The sequence below is a fragment of the Methyloversatilis sp. XJ19-13 genome (genome assembly GCF_024580155.1).
GTDB lineage: Bacteria > Pseudomonadota > Gammaproteobacteria > Burkholderiales > Rhodocyclaceae > Methyloversatilis.
Window position 1 is genome coordinate 37,335 of sequence record NZ_JANINH010000005.1, and the last position, 10,331, is coordinate 47,665.

12 protein-coding genes are annotated in these 10,331 nt (G+C 61.4%); 3 read left to right on the forward strand and 9 right to left on the reverse strand.

The window, feature by feature from the left end:
* The first annotated feature begins 13 nt into the window (after window positions 1-13).
* Both NMQ14_RS08250 and NMQ14_RS08255 read left to right on the forward strand, forming a co-directional pair.
* The gene (locus tag NMQ14_RS08250; protein ID WP_257095107.1) at window positions 14-1,189 is read left to right on the forward strand and encodes a fatty acid desaturase; all 1,176 of its coding nucleotides are present in this window, start codon (window positions 14-16) and stop codon (window positions 1,187-1,189) included.
* 186 nt (window positions 1,190-1,375) lie between these two features.
* Window positions 1,376-1,828 carry a universal stress protein gene (locus tag NMQ14_RS08255; RefSeq protein WP_257095110.1) on the forward strand — a complete coding sequence of 151 codons (453 nt, stop codon included), beginning with the start codon at window positions 1,376-1,378 and terminating at the stop codon, window positions 1,826-1,828.
* Between the two features lie 45 nt (window positions 1,829-1,873).
* On the opposite strand, the gene NMQ14_RS08260 is transcribed toward NMQ14_RS08255, so the two are convergent.
* From NMQ14_RS08260 to ccoN, 7 genes are read right to left on the reverse strand one after another with little or no spacing between them, the layout of a single operon-like run.
* Window positions 1,874-2,158, reverse strand: a complete 285-nt coding sequence (locus NMQ14_RS08260; protein ID WP_257095112.1) for a hypothetical protein — start codon at window positions 2,156-2,158, stop codon at window positions 1,874-1,876.
* Entirely contained in the window at window positions 2,151-2,666 is a 516-nt protein-coding gene (locus NMQ14_RS08265; RefSeq protein ID WP_257095114.1) for a FixH family protein, read from the reverse strand. Before NMQ14_RS08265 ends, NMQ14_RS08260 begins: the two co-directional genes overlap by 8 nt.
* Before the next feature lie 2 nt (window positions 2,667-2,668).
* The gene (gene ccoG / locus NMQ14_RS08270; RefSeq protein ID WP_257095494.1) at window positions 2,669-4,078 is read right to left on the reverse strand and encodes a cytochrome c oxidase accessory protein CcoG; all 1,410 of its coding nucleotides are present in this window, start codon (window positions 4,076-4,078) and stop codon (window positions 2,669-2,671) included.
* A gap of 38 nt (window positions 4,079-4,116) precedes the next feature.
* The gene (ccoP, locus tag NMQ14_RS08275; RefSeq protein WP_257095116.1) at window positions 4,117-5,049 is read right to left on the reverse strand and encodes a cytochrome-c oxidase, cbb3-type subunit III; all 933 of its coding nucleotides are present in this window, start codon (window positions 5,047-5,049) and stop codon (window positions 4,117-4,119) included.
* Complete coding sequence (locus tag NMQ14_RS08280) at window positions 5,046-5,222, reverse strand: CcoQ/FixQ family Cbb3-type cytochrome c oxidase assembly chaperone (RefSeq protein WP_257095118.1); 177 nt, start codon at window positions 5,220-5,222, stop codon at window positions 5,046-5,048. The genes ccoP and NMQ14_RS08280 overlap by 4 nt, the downstream gene beginning before the upstream one ends.
* A gap of 11 nt (window positions 5,223-5,233) precedes the next feature.
* A complete protein-coding gene (ccoO, locus tag NMQ14_RS08285; RefSeq protein WP_257080415.1) occupies window positions 5,234-5,848 on the reverse strand; it encodes a cytochrome-c oxidase, cbb3-type subunit II in 615 nt (204 codons plus the stop codon).
* A 16-nt stretch (window positions 5,849-5,864) separates the two neighbouring features.
* Window positions 5,865-7,307: a cytochrome-c oxidase, cbb3-type subunit I gene (ccoN, locus tag NMQ14_RS08290; protein WP_257095120.1), complete on the reverse strand. Its 1,443-nt coding sequence runs from the start codon at window positions 7,305-7,307 to the stop codon at window positions 5,865-5,867.
* Window positions 7,308-7,652: 345 nt separating this feature from the next.
* Between ccoN and NMQ14_RS08295 the strand changes: the two genes are divergently transcribed.
* On the forward strand, window positions 7,653-7,985 hold the full coding sequence (locus NMQ14_RS08295; protein ID WP_257095122.1) for an H-NS histone family protein: 333 nt from the start codon (window positions 7,653-7,655) through the stop codon (window positions 7,983-7,985).
* A 77-nt stretch (window positions 7,986-8,062) separates the two neighbouring features.
* Here the strand turns inward: NMQ14_RS08295 and NMQ14_RS08300 are convergent, their stop codons facing one another.
* Both NMQ14_RS08300 and NMQ14_RS08305 read right to left on the reverse strand, forming a co-directional pair.
* On the reverse strand, window positions 8,063-9,739 hold the full coding sequence (locus tag NMQ14_RS08300; RefSeq protein WP_257095124.1) for a long-chain-fatty-acid--CoA ligase: 1,677 nt from the start codon (window positions 9,737-9,739) through the stop codon (window positions 8,063-8,065).
* 73 nt (window positions 9,740-9,812) lie between these two features.
* Window positions 9,813-10,262: a CBS domain-containing protein gene (locus NMQ14_RS08305; protein WP_069040668.1), complete on the reverse strand. Its 450-nt coding sequence runs from the start codon at window positions 10,260-10,262 to the stop codon at window positions 9,813-9,815.
* Window positions 10,263-10,331: the final 69 nt, after the last annotated feature.

Genomic DNA, 10,331 nt, shown 5'->3' on the forward strand with positions numbered 1-10,331 from the left:
GAGAAAGACCTGAATGTTAAATGGCTTGATTGATCTGCCCTGGTGGGGTTACATCGTTGTAGCGCTGGCGTTTACCCACCTCACGATCGCGGGCGTCACGATCTACCTGCATCGCCACCAGGCGCACCGCGCGCTCGAAATGCACCCGTTGCCCAGCCACATCTTCCGTTTCTGGCTGTGGATGACCACCGGCATGGTGACGAAGGAGTGGGCGGCCATCCACCGCAAGCACCACGCCAAGTGCGAGACGCCCGAAGATCCGCACAGCCCTGTGGTTCTGGGCATCAAGAAGGTGCTGACCGAAGGTGCCGAGCTGTACCGCCTCGAAGCGAAGAACAAGGAAACCATGGCGCGCTACGGCCAGGGTACGCCAGACGACTGGATCGAGCGCAACCTGTACAGCAAGCACTCCGGGCTGGGCATCCGCCTGATGCTCATCACCAACGTGATCCTGTTCGGCCCGCTCGGCCTGACGATCTGGGCCGTGCAGATGGCGTGGATCCCGATCTGGGCGGCTGGCGTCGTGAATGGTCTCGGCCACTACTGGGGTTACCGCAATTACGACTGCACCGACGCGGCGACCAACATTTCGCCGTGGGGCATCCTGATCGGCGGTGAAGAGCTGCACAACAATCACCACGCCTTCGCCACGTCGGCCAAGCTGTCGTCGAAGTGGTACGAGTTCGATATCGGCTGGATGTACATCCGCATCCTCGAAATCATGGGGCTGGCCAAGGCCAAGAAAACCATTCCGCAGCCGCGCTTCCAGGCCCGCGAAGTGGTGGATACGCAGACGCTCGAAGCGATCATCACGCATCGCTACGACGTGATGACCCGCTACATGAAGTCGCTGCGTTCGATCTACGCTGAAGAGGTTGAAAAGCTGCGTACGTCGCATGTGGCGCTTGCCGACGGCGACCGCTATCAGCGCTTCAAGCGCTGGCTCAGCCGTAGCGAGAACGCGCAGCCGGCAAGCGACGACGCAGAAATGGCATCGGTTCTGGCACACAGCAGCCGACTGGAAACGGTGCACACGATGCGTCAGGAGTTGATTGCGCTGTGGGCGCGTTCCACCGCGTCGAGCGAACAGCTGTTGAAGCAGTTGCAGGACTGGTGTGCACGCGCTGAGTCCAGCGGCATCAAGCAGTTGCAGGACTTTTCGAGGTGCCTGAAGACCTACGCGGTCTGACGCACTTCCCGTGTGGGCGAAAGCCGGAGGTGCTTGACTGCACGTCCGGCTTTTTCTTTGTGGTACCGCGTTCCGGTACCCGATCAGCACGTGCGACGGAACGCAACGGCCCGCAGAGGCCGTGCGTTCGAACCGGCCGGATGCCAGGGCGGCAGCCGGTCAATCAATACTGAGGAGTCATAAAGGATGTTTCGCCACATACTCGTGCCGGTCGATGGTTCAGACCTTTCAAAGGCTACGGTGACGCACGCCATCTGCTTTGCCAGAGATGTGTCGGGTCACGTCACCTTCCTGTACGTGATGAAGGATTACCCGGTATCGCTGCTGCACAGCGAGGCGGATGAGGAAAGCATCGATCCGATCGCGCCGAACGACTTCACCGACGCGATGCGCACGCACGCCGACCGCATCCTGCAATCGGCGCGCGCCGAGGCGGAAACTGCCGGTGTCGCAGTCGACAGCATTGCGGTGACGCAGGACGAGCCGCACAAGGCGATCATCGAGGTCGGTCTGTCACGCAAGGCCGACGTGATCTTCATGGGTTCGCACAGCAGGCGCGGGCTGGCCAGCCTGCTGCTGGGCAGCGTCACTCAGAAGGTGCTGTCGAATTCGAAGATACCGGTGCTTGTCTACCGCTGAGCGCAGCAGTGGCGGGCGGCAACGCCTGCCCCATGCAGCACGCGGTCAGCGTGCAGGCAGCTTTTCCGCCAGCCAGGCCGTCAGCAGGCTGGATGCGCCGGCGACCGCCCAGAATCCGAAGAATCCGATCGAATAGGTCGCAACCGGCGAAAAGCCGACCGGCTCGCCGAGCAGGTAAAGTTCCTGCGGATTGATGACGCTGAAGAACACCAGTTCGGCGACTGCAGCGACCAGAAAAGAGGGCCAGGACACGAGTGCGAACAATCGCGCTGCGCCTCCCGGCGTACGGTGGGTGTCGTGCGGATCTTCGTCGTTGAACGCTTCAGCCACGGCTCTTCCCCGCGTCGAGCAGAAGCGAATCCTGACGCCGCCAGTCGCGCACATCGTCTTCGATCACCAGCTTCCAGTGGGTCGGCGCAAGATCCTGCACCACACCTGAGTAGAGGCCACCAACGCCATCGAGCAAAAGTTCGCGATCGAGGTCGCTGCGCGTGGGGTGAGCGAAAAAGATCCGCAAGCGACCGGGCAGCTTCGCCGGATCGGTCATCGACAAGCGGATGTCGAGCCGCATCGTTCCGTCACCGCCACCCTCGGCCTGCGGCAGTGCGGTGATCGCCACCTTGACGCCGAGTTCGTCGGCGCGCCGTTCGCGTTCCAGCGTGCGGTTGATTGTCAGGCCCTGCTTGTAATAGTCATCCGCAACCAGCGCGGTATTGCCGGTTGCCGCCAGCCAGGTCGTGATGACGCCGGCCACGATGACGGTGACCGGACCGAGCATCAGCAGCCAGGGCCAGCGGTGGCGATACCAGGGCAGCTGCAGTATCGAATTGTCTGACATGGTCACCTCGGTTGCAGGAAGGACGACTTTTCGTGCACCCGGACGTCGGGTGCATCGACCGCCTGCAGATTGAAATACACGGTATGCGAACCCGGTGCCAGCGACTCGGCATCGACCTGCACACGCAGGCCCACATCGCGCGATCCGGCCGCCTCGACTTCGATCTCGCGCAGTCCGGGGATGGTAGCGCCCGGCAGGCCTTCGACCTCAAGCACGAAGCGACGCACCGATTCCGACGTGTTCATCACCCGCAACTGGTACACATTCTCGATCTTGCCGCCTTCGACTTCACGCGCCAGCGAGGCACGGTCGCGCATCACGTTCATCTTGACCGGTGTGCGGGTCAGCAGCGCCCACGCAAAGCCCGACACGATGAACAGCAGCAGGCTGGTATACAGAATGACGCGCGGCCGAAGGATGTGCGCAAGCACTTCCTTCCAGCCTTCATGCGCCGGCTTGCCCTCCAGCTGGGCGCGCTCGGTCGAGTAGGCGATGAGGCCGCGCGGGCGTCCGACCTTGTCCATCACCTGATCACAGGCGTCGATGCACAGCGCACAGCCGATGCACTCGTACTGCAGGCCATTGCGGATGTCGATGCCGGTCGGACAGACCTGCACGCACCAGTCGCAGTCGACGCAGTCGCCGACCGGCTGGCCCTCCTTCGCCTTCTTCTTGTTGCCGCGCGGCTCCCCACGGTTGGCGTCATAGCTGACGATCAACGTGTCCGGGTCGAACATGACGCCCTGAAAGCGCGCGTACGGACACATGTACTTGCAGACCTGTTCGCGCATGTGACCGGCGAACAGGTATGTGAAGGCGGCGTAGAACAGCATCCAGAAGCCTTCCCACGGGCCCAGTCCGAAGCGGCCGACTTCGGCAGCCAATTCCTGGATCGGCGAAAAGAAGCCGACGAAGGTAAAGCCGGTCCACAAGGCCAGCGCGGCCCAGATGCCGTGCTTGGCGAACCGGCGGCCGAACTTCGACAGGCTCATCGACGCGGCATCCAGCTTCATCCGCGCCGACCGGTCGCCTTCCACGTGACGCTCTATCCACATGAAGATTTCGGTATAGACCGACTGCGGACAGGCGTAGCCGCACCACACGCGACCCGCCACGGCGGTGACGAGGAACAGCCCGAGCGCACTGATGATCAGCAGCAGCGTGAGGTACACCACGTCCTGCGGCCACAGCACCAGCCCGAAGATGTAGAACTTGCGTTCCACCAGATCGAACAGCACCGCTTGGCGTCCGTTCCACGGCAGCCAGGGCAGACCGTAGAACACCAGCTGGGTGATCCACACCATGGCCCAGCGCAGCGAATTGAAGCGCCCCTTGATGCTGCGCGGCTGAATCTTCTTCCGCGCCGCATACAGATCGGATTCGTCAGCCGGCACTTCGGTGATCGGAATCACCCGTGCCGGCCGACCCGCGGAGGCAGGTCGCGGTTCCATCACTGTGTGCTGCTGTCGGCCGCCGCGGCCTTGGTGGTGCTGTTGGACAAGCCCCACACGTAGGCGGTCAGCAGGTGGATCTTGTGGTCGCCGAGCAATTCGCCGTGCGCCGGCATATGACCATTGCGGCCGCGTGCGACGCTTTGCGCGACGATGGCTTCGGTGCTGCCGTACAGCCAGACTCCGTCGGTCAGGTTGGGCGCACCCATGACCGGATTGCCGCGCCCTTCGACACCGTGGCAGGCCGCACAGGTGGTGGCAAATACCGGTTTGCCGCGCTGCACACGCAGATTGTCGGCGGTCAGGCCCGACAACGAACGCACGTAATGCACCACGTCTCGCTGCGCTTCCGAATCGAGCACGGCCGAGAAAGCCGGCATCATCGCATTGCGGCCATTGACCAGCGTCGCCTTGATGGTTTCCGGATCACCGCCATACAGCCAGTCGCTGTCGACCAGATTCGGGAAGCCGCGCGAACCGCGCGCGTCGGTGCCGTGACACTGCGCACAGTTGTTCAGGTACAGGCGCTCGCCCATGGCGCGCGCTTCCGGGTCAGCCGCCACCTGCTTGGCGTCCATCTTCGAATAGCGCTCGAACAGCGGCGCGACTTTCGCATCGGCCACGCTGACTTCGCGCTGGTAGGCATTGACCGAGGTCCATTCCAGCTTGCCGCCGAAACGGCCCAGGCCCGGATAGGCGATCAGATAGACGATGGCGAAGACGATGGTGATCCAGAACAGCCACACCCACCAGCGCGGCAGCGGGTTGTTCCACTCGGCCAGTGTTTCGTCCCACTGGTGACCGTGCAGCTCGACCGTGCCGGTCGGTCGCGCGCCGCGATTGGACAGGATGATGAAGGCACAGAACAGCAGACTGGCGATGACGAGCACCACCACATAGACGTTCCAGAAATCGCTGATGAAGTCGCTCACTTTGTTTCTCCGCTATCCAGGTGCACGCGATCGTCGTCGGCGAAGGGCAGCATCGCCGCCTCCTGATGGGCACGCTGAGCGCCCGGCCGCCAGGCCATGATGACGATGACGATGAAGCAGGCGAATCCGGCAACCGTCACGGCCGCCCGCAGGGTGTTGATGTCGTAGTCCATGATGGAATCCTTCAGTTGACGCGCTTGATCGCGGTACCCAGACCCTGCAGGTAGGCGATCAACGCCTCCATTTCGGTCTTGCCCTTCAGCGATTCGGCGGCTCCCGCCATCTGTTCCTCGGTGTAAGGCACACCGACGCGGGTGAGTGCGCGCATGTGCTGCTCAATGGTCGATGCCTTGACCGGGCGCTCCAGGAAAGCAAAGGCCGGCATGTTCGACTCGGGCACCACGTCGCGTGGGTTGATCAGATGCACGCGGTGCCACTCGTCCGAATAGCGGCCGCCGACGCGGGCCAGATCCGGACCGGTTCGCTTGGAGCCCCACTGGAACGGGCGGTCATAGACGAATTCGCCGGCTACCGAATAGTGGCCATAGCGTTCGGTCTCGGCGCGGAACGGGCGGATCATCTGCGAGTGGCAGTTGTAGCAACCTTCCCGCACGTAAATGTCGCGGCCGGCCAGTTGCAGCGGCTCATAAGGCTTCACGCCCTCGACCGGTTCGGTCGTCGAGTGCTGGAAGAACAGCGGCACGATTTCGACCAGACCGCCGACGGCGATCACCAGCACGGTGAGTATCGCCATCAGGCCAACATTGCGTTCAATCAGTTCGTGTTTGGATGCAGCCATGATGATTCTCCGGTAATCAGGCGTGCGCGGCGGCAGGCGCTATGACGGGGGCGTTATAGGCCTTCTGGCCGGCGATGGTTTTCCACACGTTCCAGGCCATGACGAACATGCCTGCCAGGAAGAGCGCGCCGCCAAGGAAGCGGATGAACCAGAACGGATAGGTCGCCTTCACGCTTTCGACGAAGGTATAGGTCAGCGTGCCGTCGTCGTTGATGGCCCGCCACATCAGACCCTGCATGACACCGGCGATCCACATTGCGGCGATGTAGAGGACCACGCCCAGGGTCGACATCCAGAAATGGATACTGATGGCCGGCACCGAGTACATCTTTTCCTGGCCGAAGAGGCGCGGAATCAGGTAGTAGATCGAGCCGATCGAAATCATCGCAACCCAGCCCAGCGCGCCGGAATGCACGTGGCCGATGGTCCAGTCCGTGTAGTGCGACAGCGCATTGACCGTCTTGATCGACATCATCGGACCTTCGAAGGTCGACATGCCGTAGAAGGACAGCGAGGTGATCAGGAACTTCAGGATCGGATCGGTGCGCAGTTTGTGCCAGGCACCCGACAGCGTCATGATGCCGTTGATCATGCCGCCCCAGCTCGGTGCCAGCAGGATGAGCGAAAACACCATGCCGAGCGACTGTGTCCAGTCAGGCAGCGCGGTGTAGTGCAGGTGGTGCGGGCCCGCCCACATGTAGGTGAAGATCAGCGCCCAGAAGTGCACCACCGACAGGCGGTAGGAATACACCGGGCGCTCGGCCTGCTTGGGCACGAAGTAATACATCATGCCGAGGAAACCTGCGGTCAGGAAGAAGCCGACCGCATTGTGACCGTACCACCACTGGATCATCGCGTCCTGCACGCCGGCGTAGGCCGAGTAGGACTTCATGAAGTCGGCAGGGATGGCTGCGCTATTGACCAGGTGCAGCATCGCCACCGCGAGGATGAAGGCGCCGTAGAACCAGTTCGCGACGTAGATGTGCGGTGTCTTGCGCTTCGCGATCGTACCGAAGAACACGATCGCGTAGGACACCCAGACCAGCGTGATCAGGATGTCGATCGGCCATTCGAGCTCGGCGTATTCCTTGCCCTGCGTATAGCCGAGCGGCAAGGTGATGGCCGCCAGCACGATGACCGTCTGCCAACCCCAGAACACGAAACCAGCCAGCCAGGGCGCAAACAACCTTGTGTGGCAGGTACGTTGCACGACGAAGAACGAAGTCGCCATCAGCGCACACCCGCCGAAGGCGAAAATCACCGCGTTCGTGTGCAGGGGCCGCAGACGCCCGAAGTGAAACCACTCGCCGAAGTTAAGTTCGGGCCACACCAATTGGGCGGCGATGATCACGCCGACCAGCATGCCCACGATGCCCCAGACCACGGTCATCAGCGAGAATTGCCTCACTACCCGGTAGTCGTAGGTCTCGCCGACCCCGCCCGTTGCCGCTGTTTTCATTTTTGACTACTCCACATTGAAATTCCGCTTCGCGCCCGCCAGCCCGCACGAGCCCGCATGATCCGGAACGAAGGGTATGTGCAGGGGCTCGCGACGATCTTGACCCACGTCAAGCGGCGCCGCTTTGGCTGCGGTGCAGCAAACCGGCGCAGATCGCCAGCCATGGCGCAACCGGGGTCATCCCTGAGCCCACGAACCTTACCGCATGGGTGTCATGCGCAGCGCGAGATCTGCCGCACGCATCAAGAATCCATTCCGAACCACGATTGAAATCGAGCGAATTGATTTACCTTGAATGTCGAATCGGTCTATCATTCGATTTCATCACTCAATGGAGAAACATCGATGTCCGGTCAAAGTTACGACGAACTGATGGCGAAAATTTCGGATCTTCAACAGCAGGCCGAAGTGGTGCGTCGGGCGGAACTCGAATCAGTCATTGCCGATGTCAAGGCCAAGATCAAGAAATACAATCTTTCGGCTGCCGACGTCGGTTTATCCGGTTCTTCGGCAAAACGTGCAGCGCGCCCGGCTAACGGTGCAAAGGTGAAGATTGCTCCCGGCAAGTACCGCAATCCGGAAAACGGTGAAATCAAGGAAGTCGGCGCAGCCGGCCGCAAGCCGGGCTGGCTCGCCAGCATGACGGCCGACCAGCTGAACGCCGCACGCGTGAATTGAACGTTTGAACGGTTTTCTGCGCGAAAAATGAAAAAGGCACCCCCCGGTGCCTTTTTCATTTGATGCTCCCCGCGTTTTCATGGCGGCGTCTTCGGCGTTTCTTCCTTGAGCGCACGGCGCAATATCTTGCCGACATTCGTTTTCGGCAGTTCGTCGCGAAACTCCACCTGACGGGGAATCTTGTACGCAGTCAATTGCGTCCGGCAATGCGCAATGATCTGTTCCGTAGTGAGCGTGATGTCCTTGCGCACGACGTATGCCTTGACCACTTCGCCCGAATGCTCGTCGGCGACCCCGATCACGCAGCATTCAAGCACCCCCTCGCAATCGACGACGACTTCTTCCACCTCATTCGGATAGACATTGAATCCGGACACTAGAATCATGTCTTTCTTGCGATCGACAATTTTCACGAACCCGGTTTCATCCACCATCGCCACATCGCCGGTACGCAGATATCCATCCGGCGTCATGACTTTCTCGGTTTCTTCCGGCCGCCGGTAATAGCCCTTCATCACCTGCGGGCCACGCACGCACAATTCGCCCGCCTCGCCCATCGACAATTCGACACCATCGTCATTCCTGATCGAAACTTCGGTCGACGGAACAGGCAGCCCGATTGCGCCGCTGAATTCCACCTGATCAGGCGGGTTGATGCAAACCGCCGGCGAAGTTTCGGTCAATCCATAGGCTTCGATCAGCGGCCGTCCGGTCACCTTCTTCCAGCGTTCGGCAACGGCCCGCTGGACGGCCATGCCCCCTCCCAGAGACACCCTGAGCGCCGAAAAATCGACCCGGGCGAAATCTGCGTTGTTGAGCAGCGCATTGAACAGCGTATTGACGCCGGTGATCGCCGTAAAACGGTGCTTCGACAGTTCCTTGACGAAACCCGGAATGTCGCGCGGATTGGTGATCAGCACATTCCTTGCGCCAAGCTTCAGGAACACGAGGCAATTCGCGGTCAGCGCGAAGATGTGATAGAGCGGCAGCGCAGTGATGACGATCTGCGGCCCGGTCAGAAAAGGTTTGATCCATGCATCGGCCTGCAACATGTTGGCAACGATGTTGCGATGCGTGAGCATTGCGCCCTTGGCGACGCCCGTCGTGCCGCCGGTGTATTGCAGGAAGGCGATGTCTTCATGCACCACATTGACCGGATTGAGCGCATGGCCGCGGCCGAGTTTGAGCGCGTCGTTGAAGCGCACCGCATCCGGGAGTTCGAACAGCGGCACCATCTTCTTCACGTGACGCACGACGAAATTCACCAGCCAGCCCTTGGGCGCCGGCAGCATGTCGCCCAGCGCGGTCACCACCACGTGGCGCACAGGCGTGCGAGCCAGTACCTGCTGCAGCGTCGAGGCGAAATTCTCCAGCACGACAATGACTTCGGCGCCGCTGTCGACCAGCTGGTGCTCCAGTTCGCGCGGGGTGTAGAGCGGATTGCAGTTCACCACCGTATAGCCGGCGCGCAGCGCGCCGAACATGGCCACCGGATACTGCAGCACGTTGGGCATCATCAGCGCCACCCGCGAACCGGGCGCAAGACCGAGCACAGACTGCAGATAGGCGGCGAACGCCGCGCTCAGCCTTTCGGTTTCGGTGAAACTGATCGCCTTGCCCATGCAGACATAGGCGTCGCTATCGGCGAATTCGCGGCAGCTGCGCTCGAACACATCGCCGATCGACGCGAATTCCGATGGATCGATGTCGGCCGGCACGCCGGCCGGATAGCTTTTCAGCCATACCTTGTCCATAGCCCTCCCCCGTGTTCGGCCTGCACCACCCTGCGTCTGCGCGCGTCCGGCGGCCGGTCGTCCGTCGTGTGGCCTAGCCCGACGCGTCGTCCATCGGCCAGTCGCGGATATAGCTCTTCAGCATGCGGTTTTCGAAACTCTGCTCTTCCAGCATGGCGCGCGCCACATCATGAAAAGACAGCACACCCATCAGCGTGTCGCCTTCCATGATCGGCAGGTAGCGACAGTGCCGCTCAAGCATCAGACGACGCAATTCGTCGACTTCCATGTCCGGATGGGCGGTGGCCGGATCACGCTGCATCACGTCGGCGACCGTGAGTGTCTGCCAGCCGCCGCCGGCTGTTCGCAAGGCACGCAGCACTTCGCGAAAACTCAGCATGCCGACCATCAGACCGTGTTCCATGACAACCAGCGAACCGACATCCAGATCGGCCATCGTGGCGACTGCGTTATCCAGCGACTGCGACGGGACGACGGTGTACAGCACCGTTCCCTTGATGCGCAGGATTTCATGTACTTGCATGATGGTCACCCCTTCTTGCTGCGCATGTGCGAAACGCACACCTCGGTTGAATATCGCAGATGGTAGTCA

Coding starts and splice junctions, on each gene's coding strand:
- NMQ14_RS08250 (WP_257095107.1), top strand. CDS start 14: ATGTTAAATGGCTTGATTGATCTGCCCTGGTGGGGTTACATCGTTGTA.
- NMQ14_RS08255 (WP_257095110.1), top strand. CDS start 1,376: ATGTTTCGCCACATACTCGTGCCGGTCGATGGTTCAGACCTTTCAAAG.
- NMQ14_RS08265 (WP_257095114.1), bottom strand. CDS start 2,666: ATGTCAGACAATTCGATACTGCAGCTGCCCTGGTATCGCCACCGCTGG.
- NMQ14_RS08280 (WP_257095118.1), bottom strand. CDS start 5,222: ATGGACTACGACATCAACACCCTGCGGGCGGCCGTGACGGTTGCCGGA.
- ccoO (WP_257080415.1), bottom strand. CDS start 5,848: ATGGCTGCATCCAAACACGAACTGATTGAACGCAATGTTGGCCTGATG.
- ccoN (WP_257095120.1), bottom strand. CDS start 7,307: ATGAAAACAGCGGCAACGGGCGGGGTCGGCGAGACCTACGACTACCGG.
- NMQ14_RS08295 (WP_257095122.1), top strand. CDS start 7,653: ATGTCCGGTCAAAGTTACGACGAACTGATGGCGAAAATTTCGGATCTT.
- NMQ14_RS08300 (WP_257095124.1), bottom strand. CDS start 9,739: ATGGACAAGGTATGGCTGAAAAGCTATCCGGCCGGCGTGCCGGCCGAC.
- NMQ14_RS08305 (WP_069040668.1), bottom strand. CDS start 10,262: ATGCAAGTACATGAAATCCTGCGCATCAAGGGAACGGTGCTGTACACC.